22 protein-coding genes and 1 tRNA gene are annotated in these 21,429 nt (G+C 67.3%); 8 read left to right on the forward strand and 15 right to left on the reverse strand.

Features of this window, described 5'->3' with window-relative positions; genetic code table 11:
• Positions 1-27: 27 nt before the first annotated feature.
• From ACTIEY_RS13795 to ACTIEY_RS13805, 3 genes are all read right to left on the reverse strand, one after another.
• The gene (locus tag ACTIEY_RS13795) at positions 28-1,440 is read right to left on the reverse strand and encodes a sensor histidine kinase (RefSeq protein ID WP_439519706.1); all 1,413 of its coding nucleotides are present in this window, start codon (positions 1,438-1,440) and stop codon (positions 28-30) included.
• A 66-nt stretch (positions 1,441-1,506) separates the two neighbouring features.
• The gene (gene miaB / locus ACTIEY_RS13800) at positions 1,507-2,850 is read right to left on the reverse strand and encodes a tRNA (N6-isopentenyl adenosine(37)-C2)-methylthiotransferase MiaB (RefSeq protein WP_439519707.1); all 1,344 of its coding nucleotides are present in this window, start codon (positions 2,848-2,850) and stop codon (positions 1,507-1,509) included.
• A gap of 69 nt (positions 2,851-2,919) precedes the next feature.
• Positions 2,920-3,339 (reverse strand): hypothetical protein, encoded by a 420-nt coding sequence (locus tag ACTIEY_RS13805; RefSeq protein ID WP_439519708.1) that lies wholly within the window; start codon positions 3,337-3,339, stop codon positions 2,920-2,922.
• Between the two features lie 105 nt (positions 3,340-3,444).
• On the opposite strand from ACTIEY_RS13805, the gene ACTIEY_RS13810 reads away from it, so the two are divergent.
• Positions 3,445-4,008, forward strand: a complete 564-nt coding sequence (locus ACTIEY_RS13810) for a lipocalin family protein (RefSeq protein ID WP_439519709.1) — start codon at positions 3,445-3,447, stop codon at positions 4,006-4,008.
• A gap of 7 nt (positions 4,009-4,015) precedes the next feature.
• Here ACTIEY_RS13810 and ACTIEY_RS13815 read toward each other — a convergent pair whose 3' ends face one another.
• From ACTIEY_RS13815 to ACTIEY_RS13830, 4 genes are all read right to left on the reverse strand, one after another.
• On the reverse strand, positions 4,016-4,654 hold the full coding sequence (locus ACTIEY_RS13815; protein ID WP_439519710.1) for a class I SAM-dependent methyltransferase: 639 nt from the start codon (positions 4,652-4,654) through the stop codon (positions 4,016-4,018).
• A gap of 16 nt (positions 4,655-4,670) precedes the next feature.
• Positions 4,671-5,231 carry a YaeQ family protein gene (locus tag ACTIEY_RS13820; protein WP_439519711.1) on the reverse strand — a complete coding sequence of 187 codons (561 nt, stop codon included), beginning with the start codon at positions 5,229-5,231 and terminating at the stop codon, positions 4,671-4,673.
• A gap of 59 nt (positions 5,232-5,290) precedes the next feature.
• Positions 5,291-5,367: transfer RNA gene (locus ACTIEY_RS13825), tRNA-Met, on the reverse strand.
• 37 nt (positions 5,368-5,404) lie between these two features.
• Positions 5,405-6,193 (reverse strand): enoyl-CoA hydratase, encoded by a 789-nt coding sequence (locus ACTIEY_RS13830; protein ID WP_439519712.1) that lies wholly within the window; start codon positions 6,191-6,193, stop codon positions 5,405-5,407.
• A 150-nt stretch (positions 6,194-6,343) separates the two neighbouring features.
• Between ACTIEY_RS13830 and ACTIEY_RS13835 the strand changes: the two genes are divergently transcribed.
• From ACTIEY_RS13835 to ACTIEY_RS13850, 4 genes are all read left to right on the forward strand, one after another.
• Positions 6,344-7,138 (forward strand): enoyl-CoA hydratase-related protein, encoded by a 795-nt coding sequence (locus ACTIEY_RS13835; protein WP_439519713.1) that lies wholly within the window; start codon positions 6,344-6,346, stop codon positions 7,136-7,138.
• A complete protein-coding gene (paaI, locus tag ACTIEY_RS13840) occupies positions 7,138-7,572 on the forward strand; it encodes a hydroxyphenylacetyl-CoA thioesterase PaaI (protein ID WP_439520297.1) in 435 nt (144 codons plus the stop codon). Before ACTIEY_RS13835 ends, paaI begins: the two co-directional genes overlap by 1 nt.
• The gene (paaK, locus tag ACTIEY_RS13845; RefSeq protein WP_439519714.1) at positions 7,569-8,864 is read left to right on the forward strand and encodes a phenylacetate--CoA ligase PaaK; all 1,296 of its coding nucleotides are present in this window, start codon (positions 7,569-7,571) and stop codon (positions 8,862-8,864) included. Before paaI ends, paaK begins: the two co-directional genes overlap by 4 nt.
• A 148-nt stretch (positions 8,865-9,012) precedes the next feature.
• Complete coding sequence (locus tag ACTIEY_RS13850; RefSeq protein WP_439519715.1) at positions 9,013-9,525, forward strand: hypothetical protein; 513 nt, start codon at positions 9,013-9,015, stop codon at positions 9,523-9,525.
• A 10-nt stretch (positions 9,526-9,535) separates the two neighbouring features.
• Here ACTIEY_RS13850 and ACTIEY_RS13855 read toward each other — a convergent pair whose 3' ends face one another.
• The 3 genes from ACTIEY_RS13855 to ACTIEY_RS13865 are packed head-to-tail and all read right to left on the reverse strand — an operon-like array spanning position 9,536 to position 13,279.
• A complete protein-coding gene (locus ACTIEY_RS13855) occupies positions 9,536-11,353 on the reverse strand; it encodes a M61 family metallopeptidase (RefSeq protein ID WP_439519716.1) in 1,818 nt (605 codons plus the stop codon).
• Positions 11,350-12,060 (reverse strand): DsbC family protein, encoded by a 711-nt coding sequence (locus ACTIEY_RS13860; protein ID WP_439519717.1) that lies wholly within the window; start codon positions 12,058-12,060, stop codon positions 11,350-11,352. Before ACTIEY_RS13860 ends, ACTIEY_RS13855 begins: the two co-directional genes overlap by 4 nt.
• Positions 12,061-12,109: 49 nt before the next feature.
• Positions 12,110-13,279, reverse strand: coding sequence for an FAD-dependent monooxygenase (locus tag ACTIEY_RS13865; RefSeq protein WP_439519718.1), 1,170 nt, complete (start codon positions 13,277-13,279; stop codon positions 12,110-12,112).
• Positions 13,280-13,365: 86 nt separating this feature from the next.
• Here ACTIEY_RS13865 and ACTIEY_RS13870 point away from each other — a divergent pair, with 86 nt between their 5' ends.
• Positions 13,366-14,268, forward strand: a complete 903-nt coding sequence (locus tag ACTIEY_RS13870) for an MOSC domain-containing protein (RefSeq protein ID WP_439519719.1) — start codon at positions 13,366-13,368, stop codon at positions 14,266-14,268.
• A gap of 4 nt (positions 14,269-14,272) precedes the next feature.
• On the opposite strand, the gene ACTIEY_RS13875 is transcribed toward ACTIEY_RS13870, so the two are convergent.
• Genes ACTIEY_RS13875 through ACTIEY_RS13885 form a run of 3 tightly spaced genes read right to left on the reverse strand, consistent with a single transcriptional unit; the run spans position 14,273 to position 17,723 of the window.
• Complete coding sequence (locus tag ACTIEY_RS13875; protein WP_439519720.1) at positions 14,273-15,193, reverse strand: helix-turn-helix transcriptional regulator; 921 nt, start codon at positions 15,191-15,193, stop codon at positions 14,273-14,275.
• Positions 15,190-17,256: a xanthine dehydrogenase family protein molybdopterin-binding subunit gene (locus tag ACTIEY_RS13880; RefSeq protein ID WP_439519721.1), complete on the reverse strand. Its 2,067-nt coding sequence runs from the start codon at positions 17,254-17,256 to the stop codon at positions 15,190-15,192. The genes ACTIEY_RS13875 and ACTIEY_RS13880 overlap by 4 nt, the downstream gene beginning before the upstream one ends.
• Positions 17,253-17,723, reverse strand: a complete 471-nt coding sequence (locus ACTIEY_RS13885; RefSeq protein WP_439519722.1) for a (2Fe-2S)-binding protein — start codon at positions 17,721-17,723, stop codon at positions 17,253-17,255. Before ACTIEY_RS13885 ends, ACTIEY_RS13880 begins: the two co-directional genes overlap by 4 nt.
• 150 nt (positions 17,724-17,873) lie before the next feature.
• On the opposite strand from ACTIEY_RS13885, the gene ychF reads away from it, so the two are divergent.
• Positions 17,874-18,965 (forward strand): redox-regulated ATPase YchF, encoded by a 1,092-nt coding sequence (gene ychF / locus ACTIEY_RS13890; RefSeq protein WP_439519723.1) that lies wholly within the window; start codon positions 17,874-17,876, stop codon positions 18,963-18,965.
• Entirely contained in the window at positions 18,965-19,723 is a 759-nt protein-coding gene (locus ACTIEY_RS13895; RefSeq protein WP_439519724.1) for an RNA pseudouridine synthase, read from the forward strand. The genes ychF and ACTIEY_RS13895 overlap by 1 nt, the downstream gene beginning before the upstream one ends.
• Here ACTIEY_RS13895 and ACTIEY_RS13900 read toward each other — a convergent pair.
• Both ACTIEY_RS13900 and ACTIEY_RS13905 read right to left on the reverse strand, forming a co-directional pair.
• Entirely contained in the window at positions 19,696-20,874 is a 1,179-nt protein-coding gene (locus ACTIEY_RS13900) for an MFS transporter (RefSeq protein WP_439519725.1), read from the reverse strand. The two genes, ACTIEY_RS13895 and ACTIEY_RS13900, sit on opposite strands and share 28 nt — an antisense overlap.
• Entirely contained in the window at positions 20,871-21,353 is a 483-nt protein-coding gene (locus tag ACTIEY_RS13905; protein ID WP_439519726.1) for a YqaA family protein, read from the reverse strand. Before ACTIEY_RS13905 ends, ACTIEY_RS13900 begins: the two co-directional genes overlap by 4 nt.
• Positions 21,354-21,429 lie beyond the last annotated feature (76 nt).

Here is a 21,429-nt window from a genome sequence, read left to right on the forward strand (position 1 = left end):
GCGAACACGCTGCGGGGGTGTTCATATCTAGCATGGAAGTTCGATTCGGAAGTGGGCGCCCTGGCGCCGGGGCAGCAGTTCGATGCGACCCCCGTGAGCCACAATGTACTCGTGCACGATGGACAGGCCGATGCCCGTGCCACGTGCAGCGCCCTGGGGTTGTCTTTCGCCGCGGTAGAAGGGCTCGAAGATGCGGTCGCGATCGGCCTCGGCCACCCCCGGACCTTCGTCCAGGATGTCCAGGCAGGCCCGGCCCGGCAGCTCCACCAGCGAAAGCCGGATCTCGCCGCCCTGCGGCGAAAAGCGGATGGCGTTGGACAACAGGTTGCTCACGGCGGAGGCGATCTTCTCGCGATCGATCTGCAACGTCACGGGCGCGCCGCCGGCGTGCACGCGCAGACCCTGCGCCTGCCATTGAAGACGCTGGGTGTCGATCTGGTCTTCCACCAGCGCCAGCAGGTCGGTGCGCTCGCGCTTGAGCTGGCGCGCTTCGAATGCCGCGGCGTTGAAGCGCAGCAGTGCCTCGATCTGGTGCTGCAGCAACTGGGTGTTGTGCCGCAGGATCGTCACCACCTCGGCCTGGTTGGGATTGAGCGCGCCGGCCACCCCATCGCCCAGTACCGCCACGCCCTCGTGCATGGAGGCCAGTGGCGTCTTGAGCTCGTGCGACACGTGCCGCAGGAAACGCGCCTTGTCGGCATCGAGCTCGGTCAGGCGCAGCCGCAGCCAGTCCAGCTGCTGGCTCACGCGGCGCACGTCGGATGGCCCGGGAATTTCAATGGGCACGTCCAGGCGGTTTTCACCCAGGCCCTGGATGGCCTTTTCGAGACGCTGGAAAGGCCGCGCCAGCCAGATGCCGAAAGCCAGCGCCATCACGGCTGCCACGCCGATCGAGCCCACCACCTGCTGGGTCAGCTCCTGGCGGCTCGTTTCGAAGCGCGCCTGCAGCGCGTCGTTGCGGGTCCTGATGATGGACTGCACCTTCTGCGCGATGGACGCGCTGTGGCCGTCGACCTCGCGGAAGACCCGGGCCACTTCGCGCTCCCGGTCCAGCGCGGTTTCGGGCGGGCCGTCGAGCAGGCCGACGATCACATCGAGCCGGTCGCGCCAGTTGTAGGCGTACTCGGGTGGCAGCTCGTTGTCCTCGAGCCGGCGCAGGATGTCGCGCGCGTTGCCGGCGGCTTCGTCGAATCGCTGGCGCAGCTGGTTGTCCCGCAGCACCAGCGACTGTCGCGCTGCGCGCTCCATGGTCAGGCTGCGTTCGGAAAGCGACTGCGCGGCGGTCGACAAGGCAATCGCCTGCGACGCGCTGTCCCGGCTCTGCGCCATCAAGGTCTCCAGCGAGAACAGCGCGCGCAAGGCCGCTGCGCCCAGCAGCGCACCAATGAGCAGAAAGGCCACCAGCAGCAATTGCTGGAACGAAAAGCGCATCGGTTTCATCGGGTCAACATCTGGGAGCCGGGCCTCATCGCGAAACACCGCGTAACTGGCTTTGGCGCGGGGGTGTCATACAGACTCGCGGACCAGGACTTCACCGCGCAGGGAGTGCGGCCGGGTTTCGGTGATTCGCACGTCGATCATCTGCCCGATGAGGCGCTGTGCCTGCGCACCGCCCTCGAAGTTCACGATGCGGTTGCATTCCGTGCGTCCCATCAGCTCGGCCTCGCTCTTGCGCGAGCGGCCCTCCACCAGGATGCGCTGCACCGTGCCCTCGCGGCTGGCACTGATGCGCTTGACGTTGTCTTCGATGACGGCTTGCAGGTGCTGCAGGCGGCGCAGCTTCACCTCGTGCGGCGTGTCGTCAGGCAGGTTGGCTGCGGGTGTGCCGGGCCGCGGGCTGAAGATGAAGCTGAAGCTGGCGTCGAAGCCGACGTCGTGGATGAGCTTCATCATCTTGTCGAAATCCTCGTCGGTCTCTCCAGGAAAGCCGACGATGAAATCGCTGCTCATGGCGAGGTCTGGCCGGATCGCGCGCAGCTTGCGCACCGTGCTCTTGAATTCCATGGCCGTGTAGCCGCGTTTCATGGCCATGAGGATGCGGTCGCTGCCGTGCTGCACGGGCAGGTGCAGGTGGTTCACCAGCTTCGGGATCCTGGCGTACGCCTCGATCAGGCGCGGCGTGAATTCGTTGGGGTGGCTCGTGGTGTAGCGGATGCGCTCGATCCCCGGGATCTCTGCCACGTACTCGAGCAGCAGCGCGAAGTCGGCGATGTCCGCGGTGTCGCCCATGGTGCCACGGTAGGCGTTCACGTTCTGGCCGAGCAGCGTCACTTCCTTCACGCCCTGGTCGGCCAGCCCAGCCACCTCCACCAGCACGTCGTCGAACGGCCGGCTCACTTCCTCGCCGCGCGTGTACGGCACCACGCAATAGCTGCAGTACTTGGAGCACCCTTCCATGATCGAGACGAATGCGGAGCCGCCGTCGACCTTGGCCGGGGGCAGGTGGTCGAACTTCTCGATCTCGGGAAAGCTGATGTCGACCTGGGGCAGGGCCTGGCGCGCGCGCTGGTTCAACAACTCGGGCAGGCGGTGCAGCGTCTGCGGGCCGAACACCACGTCCACATAGGGCGCGCGCTTGATGATCTCGGCGCCTTCCTGGCTGGCCACGCAACCCCCGACGCCGATCAGCACGCCTTTGTCCTTGAGGTGTTTCACGCGGCCCAGGTCGGAAAACACCTTCTCCTGCGCCTTCTCGCGCACCGAGCAGGTGTTGAAAAGAATCAGGTCGGCCTCTTCGACATCCTGCGTGGGTTCATAACCTTGCGCCGCGCCGAGCACGTCGGCCATCTTGTCCGAGTCGTACTCGTTCATCTGGCAGCCAAAGGTTTTGATGAAGACTTTCTTGCTCATGGGGAATTCCGATCGGAAATGGCTGCGGCCTGCCGGGCACGGCCGGCGAAGCGGACCGATTGCGGCCGCTCAGTTGCTCTGGACGGGAGCCGACGTGCCGGCGGCAGGCGTGCTCTGCTGGGACTCGAAGACGTAATTGCGCTGCACGCCGTTGCCGGCGCGCTTGACCTTCGCCTCGGCCTCCGACAACAGCCACACCTGGTGAACCTGACCGCGCAGGTCGAGCGTGTAGTTGACCGTGAGTTCCTGGTTGACCAGGGTCGCGGGCTGCACGAGGCGGTTGCTGGTGTCGAGGATGCGCGCACCGGGCGCGAAGCGCGTGGGCTTGTCGTCCATGGCCACCAGCGGTGGCTGCACCACCACCATGGAGCCGCGCAGTGCCTTGGCCGGAAACTCGCGTTGCACCGCCTGCGCATGGGCCGGTGACAACGGGGTGAGCGAGAACAGAAAGACGGCCAGCAGGCCGGTGGAAAGCAGGCAGCGGTTCATGGTGTGTGTCCAGAGGCTGTGGGAGGAAAACCGCACCGCATGCCAGGGGCATGGGCGAGGCCGCGATTGTCTCACGCGAGCCCCGGCGCACAATGCCACGACACCATGAAACCACACCGCCCATCGCGCCTCCCACACCGCTGGTTCCTTGCGGCCTGCCTCGCCGTGCTGCCGTTCCTGGGCGGCTGTTTCACCACGCCGCCCGATGGCGTGAAGGTGGTGAGCCCGTTCGACGTGCAGCGCTACGCCGGCAAGTGGTACGAGATCGCGCGGCTGGACCATGGCTTCGAACGCGGCCTGAGCGACGTGAACGCCACCTACAGGCTGAATGCGGACGGCTCGGTCGCGGTGATCAACCGCGGCTTCGACGCACAGAAGGGTGAATGGAAAGAGGCATTGGGTCGCGCGCTGTTCACGGGCGACGCCAACACCGCGTCGCTGAAGGTCTCCTTCTTCGGTCCGTTCTACGGGGGCTACCACGTGATTGCGCTGGACCCGGGTTACCGCTGGGCCATGGTCATCGGGCCGAACACCGATTACCTCTGGATTCTGTCTCGCGACAAGCAGCTGCCCCCAGGCGTGCGGGAACAGCTGGTGGCCCAGGCGGCCGCGCTGGGCGTGAACACCGGCGAACTGATCTGGGTCGAGCACCGCCGCAGCGACAGCTGAAGACGCGTCAGGGCGAGGTCCTGCGCATCAGGAGCACGTTCGGGGCCGGCACCTCCAGGCTCCAGCCGTGCGCGTTCGACAGATGCTCGAACGTGGCGCGGCGGTAGAACACCACATGGGTCGGGTCGCGACGGTAGTGCCATTGCGCAAAACGCGCGTCGTCGGTCTGCAGGCGCGTCATCACCGCCAGCCAGCCGCCCGGCTTGAGCAGATCGTTCAGCCGCCGGAATTCGGCGGCAGGGTGGTGGAAGTGTTCGACCACCTCGGTGCAGGTGATGAAGTCGTGGCGCTGGTCCAGCGCGGCATCGTCGGGGTGGAAGAACGGGTCGTACAGCGCCACCCGGTGCCCGGCCTCTCGCAACATGCCGGCCAGCACCGGGCCGGGGCCGCAGCCGAAGTCCAGTCCCGAACTGCCCGCTGCCAGCCGCTGCAACAGCGGGTTCGCCAGCCGCGCGAGGAACGCCCGGTAGCCGGCGTCGTCGGGGCTGTTGCGGTGCAACTCGTATTCGGCGCGCTCGGCCTCGGCCGTGGGCCAGTGAGCCGGCAGCAGAAAGGTGGCCTCGCACTGAGCGCAGCGCGCGTAGGCGCGTTCGTCGATGGTCTGGAAAGGGTGGCCGTGCGGGCCTTCGCAGACAGGGCAGTGCACGGCGCGTTGCGCGTGGTTATTTCCAGCGGACCGGTTCGATGTGGACGCTGCCCCGTTCGCTGGAGAGCGTGAGCGAACCTTCCTGCACCGTGGCCTGCAGGTGCATGCTGCGTTCGGCGAGCTGCGCCAGCGCGGGCGCCACCTCGGTCGGAAGTCGCCAGGCCTGCAGGCGCTCCAGGCGCGAGAGCTTGCTCTCGATGCCGCGCCACCACACGTCGGCCGCGCTGCCGAACGCATAGACCACCACGGCGTCGGCCTTGCTGCAGGCCTTGGCCAGCGGCTTGTCCTCCGGCTGGCCGACCTCGATCCACAGGCGTTTGCGGCCGGTGAAGTCGGTGAGCGAGACGTCAGGGTCTTCCGGGTCGGACAGGCCCGAGCCAAAGGCCAGCGTGCCGTCGCCACGGCAGGTGTCCTGCAGTTCGTGCGCGTGAATTGCCAGCGCCACCAGCCGCACCATCATGCGTTCGTCGGTCTCGCTGGGATGGCGGGCCAGGGTAAGCGCGTGGTCGGCGTAGTAGCCGTGGTCGATGTCGGCGATCTGCAGGTTTGCTTTGAAAATGGTCGATTTCAAGGCCATGCTGCATGCCCCAAATGAAAGAAGCGGGTCCGTTGCCGGAACCCGCTTCTGGAATGTGCTGGTGGCGATAGGTGGACTTGAACCACCGACATCAGCATTATGAATGCTGCGCTCTAACCAACTGAGCTATATCGCCAGCGAAGCGCGCATTATAGCCAGCTTTTGCGGGCCTCTCAGCGGTGCTGGAAGCTCGCGGGACGCTTGTTCACGAAGGCGTCCATGCCTTCTTTCTGGTCCTCGGTGGCGAACATCGCGTGGAAGAGCCGGCGCTCGAACATCACGCCGTCGGACAGGCTGCTTTCGAACGCACGGTTGACCGATTCCTTAGCCGCCATGACGCTGGGCAGCGAGAAACCGCAGATCACGAGCGCGGCGCCCAGCGCCTCCTCCATGAGCTTGTCCAGCGGCACCACGCGGCTGACCAGCCCGGCGCGTTCTGCTTCGTTGGCGTCCATCATGCGACTGGTGAGCACCAGGTCCATGGCCTTGGACTTGCCCACCGCACGCGGCAGGCGTTGCGTGCCGCCGGCGCCCGGAATGATGCCGAGCTTGATCTCGGGCTGGCCGAACTTCGCGTTGTCGGCCGCGATGATGAAGTCGCACATCATGGCCAGCTCGCAACCGCCGCCGAGCGCGAAGCCGCTCACTGCCGCAATGACCGGCTTGCGGATGGTGCGAATGGTTTCCCAGTTGCGGGTGATGTAGTCGCCGTTGTAGACGTCGGCGAAGGTGTAGCTGGCCATGGCGCCGATGTCGGCGCCTGCCGCAAAGGCCTTCTCGCTGCCCGTGACGATCATGCAGCCGATGCCCTCATCGGCGTCGAAACCCTTGAGCGCGGCGCCGAGCTCGTCCATCAGCTGGTTGTTGAGCGCGTTGAGCTGCTTGGGGCGGTTCAGCGTGACGATGCCGACGCGGCCTTCAGTGCGCACGGTGATGAGTTCGGGTGGGTTGGCTGCGGTCATGTGGGACATCTCCTGGGGCAACGGCGCCGGGTTGAAAGCCCGTGACTATATATACAGACCACTCGGGCCCCCGGGAAAACATTAACCGACCGCATGGTTGGTTAATGGTAAATTGCAGCGCAGCACACCCTTCGAGGAGACGACCGCACCATGACCACAACCACCGTTGTGTACGAAGAGCGCGGGGCCGTGGCCCTGCTCACGCTCAACCGGCCCGAGGCGCTGAACAGCTTCACCCGCCAGATGCACCGCGACCTGTGGGCCGCGCTGGACCGCGCCGAGGCCAACGCGGCGGTGCGCGCCCTGGTCATCACCGGCGCGGGGCGCGGATTCTGCGCTGGCGCCGATCTGGCGGAATTCGACTTCGAGCCCGGTCCGGACCTGGTGCAGCGCGCCGACCCAGGACCCGTCATCGACCAGGCCTTCAATCCCACGGTGCGCAAGCTCCAGGGTCTTCGCATGCCCACCATTGCGGCGGTCAATGGCGTGGCGGCGGGCGCGGGCGCGTCGCTGGCCATGACCTGCGACATCGCCATCGCCGCCACCGGCGCCAGCTTCATCCAGGCGTTCAGCAAGATCGGGCTGATTCCCGATGCAGGTGGCAGCTGGTTCCTGGTGGAGCGCCTGGGCCTGCCCCGCGCCATGGCCCTGGCCATGACCGGCGACAAGCTGCCCGCTGCGCAGGCCAGGGAATGGGGACTGGTGTGGGATGTGTCGGACGATTGTGTGGCCGCGGCGATGGCACTGGCCGAGCGGCTTGCGGTGATGCCCACCAAAGCCCTGGTCGCCACTCGCGCGTTGCTGCGCGATGCCGGCACGCGCACGCTGAACCAGCAGCTCGACGTGGAACGCGACACGCAGTCGTCGCTGGGACGCACGCACGACTACATCGAGGGCGTGATGGCTTTCCGCGAAAAACGTCCAGCCCGGTTCAAGGGCGAATGATGAGCCCGCAGGAAAAAGCAAAAAAGGTGGGCGAGACCATGTTCGCGGTCGACACTGCGAGCAAGGACACCATGGGCATGGAACTGCTGGCCTGCGAGCCGGGCCGTGCGGTCCTGCGCATGGCGGTGAAGCCGCTGCACCTCAATGGCCACCAGATCTGCCACGGGGGCTTCATCTTCACGCTGGCGGACTCCACCTTCGCCTTCGCCTGCAACAGCCACAACAGGAACGCCGTGGCCGCCGGTTGCAGCATCGAGTTCCTGCGCCCCTCCCACGCGGGCGACGTGCTGACGTGCGAGGGCGTGGAGCAGACCCTGAGCGGGCGCCACGGCATCTACGACATGAAGGTCACCAACCAGCGCGGCGAGGTGGTGGCGATGTTCCGTGGCAAGAGCGCGGTCATCCAGGGCACCGTCTTCCCGGAGGCAACATGAACACCTTTCCCCTCGAACCGATCGAGAAAGCCAGCGTGGACGAACTGCGCGCGCTGCAGCTCAAGCGCCTGCAGGGCACGCTGCGTCACGCATACCAGAACTCGCCCGTTTACCGCGCCAAGTTCGATGCCGCCGGCGTGCACCCCGATGACTGCCGCAGCCTCGCCGACCTGGCGAAATTTCCCTTCACCACCAAGAAGGATCTGCGCGACAGCTACCCCTTCGGCATGTTTGCCGTGCCGCGTGAGCGCTGTGCCCGCATCCACGCCAGCAGCGGGACCACCGGCAAACCCACGGTGGTCGGCTACACGCTCAAGGACATCGACACCTGGGCCGGCGTGATGGCGCGCAGCATCCGCGCCAGCGGCGCGCGCCCGGGCGACCTGGTGCATGTGAGTTACGGCTACGGCCTGTTCACCGGCGGCCTGGGGGCGCATTACGGCGCCGAGAAACTCGGCCTCACGGTGGTGCCCTTTGGCGGTGGCCAGACCGAGCGGCAGGTGCAGCTGATCCAGGACTTCCGGCCCGACATCATCATGGTCACGCCCAGCTACATGCTGGCCATTGCCGACGAGTTCGAACGCATCGGCATGGACCCGCGCGAGAGCAGCCTGCGCCTGGGCATCTTCGGCGCCGAGCCCTGGACCAACGACATGCGCATGGCGATCGAGGCGCGCATGGGGATCGACGCCGTGGACATCTATGGCCTGTCCGAGGTGATGGGTCCCGGTGTGGCCAACGAATGCGTCGAGACCAAGGACGGGCCGACCATCTGGGAGGACCATTTCTACCCGGAGATCATCCATCCCGAAACCGGCGAGCCGGTGGCGGACGGCGAGATGGGCGAACTGGTGTTCACCAGCCTCACCAAGGAGGCGCTGCCCATCATCCGCTACCGCACGCGCGACCTGACCCGCTTGCTCCCGGGCACCGCGCGTCCCATGCGCCGCATGGAAAAGATCACCGGCCGCAGCGACGACATGATGATCGTGCGAGGGGTCAACGTCTTCCCGACGCAGATCGAGGAACTCATCCTCAAGCGGCCCGAACTCAGCGCGCACTACCAGTGCGTGCTCACCCGTGAGGGACCCATGGACAACCTCACGGTGGCCGTGGAGACGCGCGCGGGACTGGCACCCGACAGCACCGAGGCGCGGGCCGCGGCGCAGTTGCTGCAGCACGAGATCAAGGTCTATGTGGGCAGCAGCGTGTCGATCGAGCTCAAGGCCGAAGGCGGCGTGGAACGCAGCCAGGGCAAGGCCAAGCGGGTCGTGGATCTGCGACAACGCTAGGTTCCACGGGGCTTGCACACGGTTGTGCGAAAAGTCCCCCTTTCGCGGCGGGATGGTCACACCGGGCGCAGAAATCGACCGTTGGGGGCCAACCCGCTTGGCACGTGCCCGAGCTGCGCTTACATTTCGGCAAAGTTTGGGATGCCCCATGGACAAAAACACACTGTTCGTCAAAACCGACCAGGGACGCGAGGCCCTGACCAGTCGACCGCCCGGTCTGGGTCCCCGGTTGCGCTCCCTGCTCATCATGGTGGATGGCAAGCGGGCGGTGGCCGAGCTGGACAAGCTCTCCGGCGGCGAAGGCAGCGCTGCGCCCCTGCTGGAGCAACTCGTCGCCGCCGGCTGGGTCGAGCTGGTCGAGGTGGCCACCGCGCCCGCACCGGCCGTGGCGGGCGCGGCGCCTGCCCCGGCGGAGGCACCCGAAGCCGTGGCGCTGCCACCGCTGCCTTTCAGCGAAGCGCGCCGCATGATGGTGCGGTTTCTCAACGACCAGCTCGGACCCATGGGAGAGCCGCTGGCCATGCGCGTCGAGGCCTGCAAGACACCCGTCGATCTGCTGACCGTGTTGCCGCGCATTCGCGACGGGCTCTCCAACCTCAAGGGTGCAGCCACCCTGCAGCGGTTCGATCAGGAGCTGGTGGCGCGCCTGCCGCGCTACTGAGCGCCCCGCGTCATTCCGCCAGCCAGGGCGCCAGTCGAGCCGCATCGCCCACCGCGAGGCGAACCGTCTGCGACTCGGTGGGCCATGCGAGGGAGCAATGCAGGATGCGTCGGTCTCGGGACACGACGGCTGTCAGATCGGTTCTCGTGCCGCGCAGCTCGGCCACCTCGTCGAGCTTGTGGATGCGCCACGCCTCAGGCGCTGCCCCGCGCTTCGAAGCGACGAACTCGATGCCGATCCATTCGTCACCCGGCGCCATGCCCGCGGCTTCGGCCGCGCCGCCGCGCAGCACGTTCTTCAAGACCACGCTGCCGTTGACTTCTGCAACGCGCAGGCCCAGTTGCTGGGCGAGCGGGGCCTTCTCATGCGTGACCTTGGCGCCCGCCTCCTGCAGCAGCGAGGGCAATGGCAGCTCGGCCGTGCTGTGCACCCAGGCGGCGATCTCGCCTTCAAAGCTGCGTTTTCCCAGGCGCTTGAGCGCACGCAGCAAGTCGGCCTCCCGCATGGGCCCACCCTTGCAGCGCTGCCAGAGTTCGCGCATCACGGCGTCGAGCGAGGTGTGGCCTTCGGCGCGCAGGACGAGATCGAGGCACAAGGCCACCAGCGCACCTTTGGTGTAGTAGCTGACCGTGGCATTGGGCGTGTTCTCGCCAATGCGGTAGTACTTCACCCAGGCATCGAAGCTGGCCTGCGCCACCGTCTGGACCAGCCGTCCCGGCGTCTGGCGCACCTGGTTCAGGGTCTTGGCCACGAGTTGCAGGTAGCAGGCCTCGTCGATCAGGCCCGCGCGGCGCAGCACCAGGTCGTCGTAGTAGCTGGTGAAACCTTCGAAGAACCACAGCAGCTCGGTGTGGTTCTCGGCGTCGTAGTCGTAGCGCGCGAATTCGGCGGGTCGCAGGCGCTTCACATTCCAGGTGTGGAAATACTCGTGGCTGATGAGGCCCAGCAGCGTGGTGTAGCCGTCGGTGGCTTTCAAGGCGGCCGGCTTTTCGCCGGTCGCGCGCTGGCGCGGGAGGTCGCTGCGCTGGCAGATCAGCGCGGTGGAGTTGCGATGCTCCAGCCCGCCATAACCGTCGCCGCTGGCGTACAGCATGAAGACATAGCGGTCAAAGGGCGGCTTCTCGCCGCCCTTTCCGTGCCAGAAGGCGATCTGCGTTTCGCAGATGCGCCGCGTGTCTTCCAGCAGCTTCGCGCTGTCCACCCAGGCCCCTGCGCCGCTCACCACGAAGCGGTGCGGCACCCCTCCAGCCATGAACTGGCCGCTCCAGAAACGGCCCATTTCAACCGGGCAGTCGGCCAGTTCGTCGTAGTCCCGCGCACGGTACTGGCCAAAGCCCTCGGCGTCCACGCGGTGAGGCGTCAAACCCGTGGCGACCTGCCAGTTTTCGGTGGCGGGGCCGCGTTCGATCTCCAGCGCGTGCGGCTCGTCTTCCTGCCCCAGCACCTGCAGGCACAGGCTGGTGGCGTTGAAGAAGCCGCGGGTGGCATCCAGGAAGGCGGTGCGCACCGACGCGTCAAAGGCATGCACCTCGTAGCGCAGCTCCAGCGGCTTGCCGGCAACGCAATTCACCTGCCAGCGGTGTTTGTCGAGCTGCTTGAGGTCGACTGGCTGACCGCCCTGCCAGGCACGAAGCTGCTGCAGGTGCTGGGAGAACTCGCGCACCAGGTAGCTGCCTGGAATCCAAACCGGCAGACTCACTCGCTGGTTCTTCGCCGGGCTCGGCACGCTCAGCGTGATGGCAAAGAGGTGAGCGTGGGCGCTGAGGACGGAGACGGTGTAGCGCACCGCGGCGCGAGGGGACGGGTTGCGGCCTCGCGGAGTCGTCACTTGGCTTCCTTGAGCATGGCCTCGATGCGATCCGCGGTAATGAAGCCGGGCACCCGCTTGTCGTTGGTGAAGAACATCGTGGGCGTGCCGTTGATGCCGTGCTGGCTGGCCAGCTTGCTGTTGCGTTCGATCGCGGCGGTGTCGCAGCTGGCGGCTTCGGGCGGCTGGTTGTTGAGCATCCAGCCCGTGTAGGTCCTGGCCCTGTCCTTGGCGCACCAGATGCGCTCGGTCTTGTCCACCGAGTCATCGCCCAGCACGGGAATCAGGAACACGTGGATGGTGATGTCGTCCACCTTGGCGAGCTCGCGATGCAGGCGCTTGCAGTAGCTGCAGTTGGGATCCTCGAACACGGCCATCTGGCGCGTGCCCTTGCCCTTGACCAGCTTGAACGAGTCCTTCAGGGGCAGGTCCTTGAAGTCGATGGCCGTGAGCTGTTCGACCCGCACCTCGGTGAGGTTGACGCGGTTGCGCGTGTCGATGAGCGCGCCCTGGAAGATGTAGTTGCCGCTGTTGTCCGAATAGAGCAGGCGGTTGCCGGCCAGGCGCACTTCCCACACGCCGGGAAACGGCGTCTTGCTCACTTCCTCGATGGCGGGCAGGTTGGGGAGGCGTTCGGCCAGATTCTTGCGGATCGCGGCTTCCTGAGCGTGCACGCCCAGGGACAGGGCAGCCAGCGCTGCGATCAGAAGGTGTTTGAGGAGTTTCATGTGGGGCCGTGTGTGGGCGGGTCGGGGAATGGATGCACGGGGCGGGCGCTCACGCGCCGGCCTGCCCCATGGCCTGGCGCGCGATCCAGCGCTTGAGCGGGCCGCTGCGGTCGAAGCCGGAAAGCCCCCAGTTGCGCAAGGCCTGCACGCGCGTGTCGTCGTGGGAGAAGAGCCCGAAGAGGCCGTCGGTCACCCAGCCCATGGCGCCCACTTCGGCGGCGCGCGCACGTTCGTAGCGGCGCAGCAGCTTGGGGTCGCCGAGTTCGCGCCAGTACTCGCGTTGCTGCAACACGCGCGCGAGTTCGCCCACGTCGGCCAGTCCCACGTTGAGTCCCTGGCCCGCCAGCGGGTGCATGGTGTGCGCGGCGTCGCCGGCCAGCGCCACGCCGCCCTGTGCGGTGCGGGCAATCCAGCGCTGGGCGCGGGCGAGTTCGAGGGGCCAGGCCTGGGCGGGGCTTTCCATGTGCATGTGGCCCAGAGCCTGGGCGCTGCGCGCCTGCACGGCCTGGGTGAAGGTCTCGGGATCGGCTTGCAGCCAGGCATCCGCCTGCTGTGCAGGAACTGACCACACCAGCGCCACGGAGTTCCCGGTTTCGCCGCCGAGCGGCAGCAGGGCCATCACCTCGCCGTTGGCGAACCACTGGCGGGCAATGCCCCCGTGGGGTTGCTCGCAGCGCAGGCGCGCGGCAAGGGCCTTGTGTGGATAGGGTCGCACGTCGAATTCAAGTCCCAGTTCGTCGCGCGTCTGGCTGCGCCTGCCTTCGCACACCACGGTCAGAGCCGCCTGGGGCGGCTCGCTCACGCGCTCGATGCTGCCCTGGAAGCCCACTGCGTCGTTCAGGCGCTGCTCCAGCGCCGGTACGTCCACGATCCAGGTGAGGGCATCGGCGCCCTGGTCTTCGGCGGAGAAACGCAGTTCGCCACCGTCGTCGCCCCAGACCTGCATGGCGCTCACGGGGGTGATGGGTGGCGTGCGCTCGTCCTGCGGGCCGGCTTCGGGCCAGGCGCGCACGGAACGCAGCAGTTCGCGCGAGGCGGCATTCAGGGCATAGGCGCGCACATCGCTCTGGCCAGACTCGGCGCGGGTGGTTCCGACCAGCGCCACGCGCAGCCGGTCGCGCGCCAGCAGGAGCGCCAGGGTCTGACCCACCACGCCAGCCCCACGGATGGCGACATCGAAACGCCGGGTCGAGCCGGGGCGGGGAGCAGTCGCATTCATGCAGCGATTCTAGGAGCAGGGCACAATCCGGGCCTTCTCGTCCGGGCAACCCCCACATCCGCCTGTCGCATTCCCCTCTCTCCAACATGACCGACGCTCAAGCCTCTTCCGCTGCCGACGTGCAGGCCACCATCGACCAGCTCTGGATCTACCCGGTGAAATCCTGTGCGGGCGTCAGGGTGGATGAAGCCGAACTGACGGACACCGGACTGCTCTTCGATCGATCCTGGATGGTGGTGGACGCCCAGGGAGAGTTCGTGAGCCAGCGCGAACTGCCGCGCATGGCCCTGATCCAGCCCAGCTTCAAGATGGGCCAGCTCGTGCTGCGCGCGCCGGGCATGCTGGCCCTGCACCTGGAACTGAACGCGGCCGAAGGCCCCCTGAAGGTGCGCGTGTGGGACGACGAGGTGCAGGCCTGCGACATGGGTGACCTGGCGGCCCAGTGGTTCAGCGACTTCCTGGGCCGCGACGCGCCGGCGGGTCTGAAACAGTTGCGCCTGGCGCGTTTCGACCCCGAGGTGCGCCGTCCGAGCAGCGCGCGCTGGCTGGGAGGCCGCGAGGCGGGCACCCAGTTTGCCGACGGTTTTGCCCTGCTCGTGACCAGCACGGCCTCGCTCGAAGGCCTCAACGAACGCCTGGTGGCCGCTGGGGAAGCGCCGGTGGACATGCGCCGATTCCGGCCCAACATCGTGCTGCGCGGCGTGGACGCCCACGACGAGGACCGCGTGGGCCCGCTGCGGATTCACACCGGCGGCGATGGCGCCGCGGTGATCGAAACCGTGAAACCCTGCGCGCGATGCCCCATTCCGAATGTCGATCCCGACACCGCCGCCTCCAGCCCCGCGGTGAGCGACGCCTTGCAGGCCTATCGCCAGGACGCGCGGCTCAACGGCGCAGTAACTTTCGGCATGAACGCGATCGTGACCGAGGGCGACGGACAGTTCCTGCGCGTCGGTCAGGCAGTCACCGCCGAATGGGCGTTCGACTGAGACGTCAGACGCCGGCGCGCAAGGCGAACGCGTTGCGGTACAGGCCCGGCGTCATGGCGGTGTGGTGCTTGAACTGTCGCGTGAAGTGGGCCTGGTCGGCAAAGCCGCACACGTAGCCCACCTCGGCCGTGGGCATGGGGCTCACCGCCAGAAGACGAGCCGCGCTGATGAGCCGGGCGTCAGAGAGCAATTGTGTGAAGGTCAGGTCTCGAAGCGCCAGCCGCCGCTGCAGCGTGCGCGGTGAGGACGCTGCAGCAAGTGCCAGCGATTGCACGGTCCAGCTCCGCCCCGGGTCGGCGGCCAGCCGGGCTTGCAGGTGCGCGATCCAGCCATCAGGGTCGGCGGGTGGGACGTCTGCAACGGGGTTGACGGACGCTGTCTGCCAGCGCAGTTCCCAGGCCGACACGTCGTCCGGCCAAGCGTGAGAGCGCCACGCGCGCTGGCTGCGGCTCCAGCCTGTCAGAGCTTCGGGACGAGCCCGCACACCCGGTGTCTCCAGACGTTCGCACATCGCCACAAGAAATCCGAACACCAGCAGGTCTTCGGCGGGTGTGGGCGGCAAGTGCGGGTCAAGCGATACGTGCCGGATGCGCAGCCATCCCGGTTCGGGCTGATCCACGCGCATGCGGTGGCGCGAGTGCACGAAGCGTTCCAGGCGCTGCCAGCGTTGAAGCAGATCGGCCGGGTCGCGCGCGAGCGAAAGCGCCAGCAACAGAGGCTCGTCGTCCATGCGATGCACCGCCTCGCCCAGTCGCACGATCACGTCAGGCCCATGGGCCTGCCACAGGCGATGCAGCCAGGCGCGCTTGTCTGCCAGCGGCACGTGGGCCTGGCGCACCGGTGGGGGGCCGTCGGTTGCCAGCCCTTGTCGCTTGAGACCGGTTCGCACCAGGCGCAACATGGCTTCGGAGGCGAAGTCGTTCATGTGTTGGCGGATTTCACCAGGAGGTTGGGGTCGATGGGGAACCGCTGAACGCGCACGCCTGTGGCCTCGCGCACGGCGTTGGCGATGGCCGCTGCCGTGCACACGATCGCGGTCTCACCGGCTCCCCCGGGCGCGCCGCCTTCCACCACCAGCACCACGTCCATGGGCGGAATCTGGTGCAGCAATGGTATCGGCGCCTCGGCGAAGCTGTCTGCACCGATGCGAGCGTCTGCCGCATTCAGGCGGTCGCTCAGCGCCATCCCCAGGCCCCAGACCAGATTGCCCTCGCACTGCGCGCGCACCTGGTCGGGGTTGATGACAGTGCCGCAGTCGTGGGCGCAAACCAGGCGAGTGACTCGCGTGAAGCCCTCCGCGTTGACCTCGACCTCGGCTACCACGGCGGCGTAGCTCACGTCTTTGTAAATGCCGCAGGCGACGCCGCGCCCCAGTCGCATGCCCTTCGGCGCGGCAGGCATGTCGCCAGCGCGGTCCACCGCCACCCGAAGCACGCGGGCCAACCTTGGGTCTTCAGCGTGTTGCAGGCGAAATGCCACTGGGTCCACACCAGCTTTTCGGGCGCACTCGTCAATGGCCGACTCCATCGTCAGTCCGTTGGGTCCTGCACCGAGCCCGCGCCAGGGGCCCGTGAAGACCGGGAGTCGGTGCAGCGCGAACTCGGCGCGTTTGCGTTTGCATCGATAGGGCAGCGCCGCACCCCGTGCCACGCCAGCGTCGGTCACGAAATCGGTGAGGCGCTGCGTCCAGGCGGGCAGCCCAGCGTTGGTGAAAAGAATGTGGCTGCTCACGAACGCATGCCACCAGTCGTCGATTCGGCCGTTGCGCAGGCGCACGCGGATGCGGTGGCTGGATGGCGGGCGGTGGAAGCCCTGACGGAACTCCTGCGCACGGGTCCATTGCAGCTTCACCGGTTGTTGCACCGCCTGCGCCAGCACCGCGGCCTCGAGCTCGACGGTGCAGATCGTCTTGCCGCCAAATGCGCCGCCGACGCGGGTGGCGTGCACCCGCACGCGGTCTTCGTCGAGCCCGAGCCGTTTGCAGACCACGTCGCGCTGGTAGTAAACGTCCTGTGAGCCCACCCAGAGGTCCAGCCGGCCTTGGGCGTCGAATGCCGCCACGGCAGCGCGCGGCTGGATCGGCGCGTGCGCCGCCAGCGGGATGTCGATGCGCAGGTCCACGTCCCACTGGCCCTGGCGCTCGATGGTGTCATCGTGAACGCTGTACTTGAATCCGTCTTTCTCGAGTTGGCGGTCCACGTCCACCGCACGATCGATGTCGGCCTGATTGAATCCGCCCTGTGAAAGCCAGCGTGCTTCAAGCGCGGCCTCCACTTGGTCGAGCGCGCCAGGCGTGCGCGCCACGATGCCGATGCCTTCGCTCAGGCCTTGTTGCAGGCGCTCGTCGCGCACCACTGCCACCCAGCCCGGCACCTGTCGCGCGGCGGCCTCATTCATCGAGGCCAGGGTCGTTTTCAGTTCGGCCGACACCGGTGCGCGGATCACCCGCCCAAACAGCATGCCGGGCAGGCGCACGTCGGCCACAAACACCGACGCACCGGTGACGATGGCGTGTCCCTGCTCGAGCGGCGCTGCCTGACCCACGTGGCGGGCACCCGGCTGGAAGGCGCGCAGGCTGGCCACGGGGCGTGGCTCGGCCTCTCGTTCGCCTTCAGTCTGGCCTGCGGCCAGGGCGTCGCGCAGGGTGGCGCAAGCCTGCGCCAGCGGCACGGCAAAGTCTTTCACCGATTCACTGCCCACCGTGGCGCGCACTCGCGCCATCTCGCCGGTGTGCGGCAGTCGCAAGGTGAGCTGGCCCCATTCAATACCCAGCTCCGCACACGCCACCTGCTTGAGCGCGGTGCCGATGTTCTGGCCCATCTCCACGCGCGGCAGCAGCAGCTCGTAACGGCCCTTCTGGTGGCGAATCCAGCCCAGTGCGTCCTGGTACTGAGCGACGGGACGTTTGGGAATCACCGGCAATGCGCAGCCGCTCAGGATGGTCACGCTCAACACGCCACCGGCTTGAAGAAATTGGCGGCGCTTCATGACCGCTGCCTCTGCAGCACCACGGCGCGCTGCACTCCTGCGCGAATGCGCTGCTGAGTGCCGCAGCGGCACAAGTTTCCTGAAAGCGCTTCATCGACGCGCGTGGGGCTGGGTGCGGCGTCCTGTCGCAGCAAAGCCACCGTGGCCATGATCTGGCCCGCCTGGCAGTATCCGCACTGCGGCACGCGTTCGTCCAGCCAGGCTTGCTGCACAGGGTGCAGGCGCCCGTCAGCGTCGCTCAGGCCTTCGATGGTTTCCACGGCCTGCTGGCCGACCGCCGTGACAGGGAACAGGCAACTGCGCTGGGCGCGTCCGTCGAGCAGCACGGTGCAGGCGCCGCACTGGCCGGCGCCGCAGCCGAACCTGGTGCCCACGAGGCCCAGGTGTTCGCGCAACACGGCGAGCAGTGTTTCGTCCTGCCATTCAGTCGGGACTTGGAAGCGCTGGCGGTTCACGAGGATGTCCATGGTGGTTCTCCAAAAGGGTTGGCGATGGCAGCACTGTCGCCGGGACAGGGGCCGCCGTCTTGAAGATTCGCGCCATGTGCCGCAGGGTGGCGGGGGCCGGGCAAAAAGCGGGCATCGCATACACTTCATGGCTGTTTTTCGAGGTATTCCATGAGTCTCCAATGCGGCATCGTGGGCCTGCCCAACGTGGGCAAGTCCACCCTTTTCAATGCGCTGACCAAGGCCGGCATCGCGGCCGAAAACTACCCCTTCTGCACCATCGAGCCCAACACGGGCGTGGTGGAGGTCCCCGATCCCCGACTTCAGCAACTGGCCGACATCGTCAAACCCGAGCGCGTCGTCCCGGCCATCGTGGAGTTCGTGGACATCGCCGGCCTCGTGGCGGGCGCCAGCACGGGTGAAGGCCTGGGCAACAAGTTCCTCGCCCACATCCGCGAAACCGACGCCATCGTCAACGTGGTGCGCTGTTTCGAAGACCCCAACGTCATTCACGTGGCCAACAAGGTCGACCCCATCGCCGACATCGAGGTCATCCAGACCGAGCTGTGCCTGGCCGATCTGGCCGCGGTGGAAAAGGCCGTTCACCGGGTGAGCAAGACCGCGCGCTCGGGCGACAAGGAATCCATCAAGCAACTCGCCATCCTGGAGAAATGCCAGGTCGCGCTCAACGACACGCAGCCGGTGCGCACCATCGATTTCAGCAAGGAAGAGCGGGCACAACTCAAGCAGTTCTTCCTGATCACCGCCAAGCCCGCCATGTTCGTGGCCAACGTGGCCGAAGACGGCTTCGAGAACAACCCCTTCCTGGACCGCCTGCGCGAGTTCGCGCAGAAGCAGAACGCCCCCGTGGTGGCCATCTGCGCCAAGATCGAGGCCGAGCTTTCCGAGATGGACGATGCCGACCGGCTTGAATTCCTGAAGGAACTGGGCCAGGACGAACCCGGCCTGAACCGCCTCATCCGCGCCGCCTACCAGCTGCTCGGCCTGCAGACTTACTTCACCGCCGGCGTGAAGGAAGTGCGGGCCTGGACCATCCACGTCGGGGACACCGGCCCGCAGGCCGCGGGCGTGATCCACACCGATTTCGAGAAGGGCTACATCCGCGCCCAGACGATCGCCTTCGACGACTACATCGCCCTGAAGGGCGAGCAGGGTGCGAAGGACGCGGGCAAGATGCGCGCCGAAGGCAAGGACTACGTCGTCAAGGACGGCGACGTGATGAACTTCCTGTTCAGCAGCTGATGGCCGAACCCCAGCGCCTGGCCAAACGCCTCGCGGCGCAACTTCCCTGCTCGCGGCGCGACGCCGAGCTCTACATCGCGGGCGGCTGGGTGAGGGTGGACGGCACGGTGGTGGAAGAACCGATGGCGCGCGTGAGCGACGGGCAGGTCGTCACGGTCGACGCCAAGGCCAGTCTGGAGCCGCTGGTGCCGGTCACGCTGATCTGGCACAAGCCCGCCGCTGTGGCGCTCCCTGCGGACGCGTTTCTGCCCGACGACATCGCGGCGCGCTGGCTGGCCCCAGCCACACGCTTCAAGGGCGATCGGTCCGGCGTGCGCCCCCTCAAGGCCCATGGCCACCGGCTGATCCCGGTGTCGCCGCTGGAGCCGCAGGCCAGCGGGCTGATGGTCTTCACCCAGAACCCCGGCGTGCAGCGCAAGATCACCGACGGCTCGTCGCCGCTCGAACACGAGTGGCTGGTGGAGGTGAAGGACGACGCCGGGCTGGACGACGCGGCGCGGCGCGAGGCGGTGTTGCAGTCGCTGGGCAAGCTGCTGTTCTTCGAAGGCACCAGCCTTCCGGTGGCGCGCGCGAGCTGGCAGAGCGAGCGACGCCTTCGCCTGGCCATCAAGGGCACGCTGCCGGGCCAGGTGGAATTCCTGGCCGAGCGCGCGGGCTTGACGCTGGCCGGCGTGCGCCGCCTGCGCCTGGGTCGCATCGGCCTGGACGGCCTGCCCTCCGGCCAGTGGCGTTACCTGGCCGCGCAGGAACGCTTCTGAAGGCGCGCAGCCCACACGCTCAGCGCCATCGCCAGCAGCAACACCCACAGGCCGACCTCGTTGAGCCGCAGCATGTGGCCCTGCGCGATCATCACGCCCCCGAGGGCCGCGCCCAGCGCCTGCCCGCCATAGATGCCTGAGCTGTTGAGCGCCACCGTGGCCGGTGCCAGCGCGGGCGACATGTGCACCAGCCGGGCCTGCTGTGCTGAATTCATCGAGAAGCAGCCCAGCGCCCAAGGCACCATGACCAGCGCCTGCTGCCACAGCCCGGCCTGGCCCAGCGGCCACAGCAGCAGGCTCAGGGCCATCGCCCCGAGCGCGATCAGCACGGATTGCGGCGCGCCGATGCGGTCGATCCAGCGCGACATGAGCACATTGCCCAGCAGGCCGAACGCGCCGAACCACAGGAACAGCAACGACAGGCCGCCACCTCCGAGGCCCAGCGTCTGTGCCATGTACGGCGCGAAGTAGGAAAACAGCACGAACTGGCCGAAGCCGCCCAGCAGCGTCACGCCCACCGCCATCATGAGGGGCGCCGATCCCAGCGTGGCCTGCCAGGACTGGCGCGACAGCGCCGCCGGCTTGATGCCGTTGGGCATTTCGCGCCAGACCCACCAGCCGCTGGCAAACGCCATCAGCGCCACCAGGCCGAAGGCCCAGCGCCAGCCGAACTCACCACCGATCCAGGCCGCCAGCGGCATGCCCATCACCGACGCCACCGACCATCCCAGAAACACAAAGGTGATGGCGCGTCCGCGTTGCTCGGGCGAGACCAGCAGACCCACGCTGGCGGCGGCCTGGGGCGTGAAGATGGCCGGCGCGATCACCGCCAGCACACGCAGCGGCAACAGCGTGGCGTAGCTCGGTGCCAGCGCGCAGGCGCCGGTGAGCAGGCCATACCAGATCAGCGACAGCGCGAGCAGGCGACGGCGGTCCCAACCGGCCACGAGGCTGGCAAAGGCGGGGGCACCCAGGCCCATGAGGATGGCCGCCGCGGTGATGAGCTGGCCCGCCTGAGGGATCGACACGTTCAGTGAGGTGCTGATGTCGGTGAGCGTGCCAGGCACCACCATCACACCGGTGCCGATCACGAAGTTGCCCACCATCAGCGCCCACAGGGCGCGCGGCATGGCGGGGGAGGCGGTGCTCATGGTGCGTAGGTTCCGGGAAAGAACCACAACAGGGCGGCCGTCATGGTGAGGTAGCGGGCGAACTTGCCGATGGCCATGTAGAGCACGCAGGGCCAGAAGGGAAACTTCATCCAGCCGGCTACCGCGCACAGCGGGTCGCCCACCACGGGCAGCCAGCTCATGAGGCATGCCTTGGGGCCGAAGCGTTCCAGCCAGTGCAGGGCGCGCAGCTCGGTCGAACTGCCGCGCGCCCGGTCCACCGCCTTGTGGGTATAGAAGCCCATGAACCAGCTCACCGCACCGCCCAGTGTGTTGCCGGCGGTCGCCACCAGGATCGCGGGCCAGAACATCTCGGGGTTGAGCTTGATCAGGCCGAACACGGCAGGCTCGGACCCCAGGGGCAGCAGCGTGGCCGAGACGAAGGCCACCACGAACACCGTGCTCAGCCCGTATTCCGGGAGCGACAGCAATTCCATCAGGTGATTCATCCAGGCGGGCATGAGAAACGTCGTTGGCGCGGAACAAGACCGGCGCGATCGGGTCGGGCAGGTGGATGGAAAAAACTTCGGTGCGATA

The organism is Hydrogenophaga sp. (assembly GCF_051858985.1).
Classification (GTDB): Bacteria; Pseudomonadota; Gammaproteobacteria; order Burkholderiales; family Burkholderiaceae_C; genus Hydrogenophaga.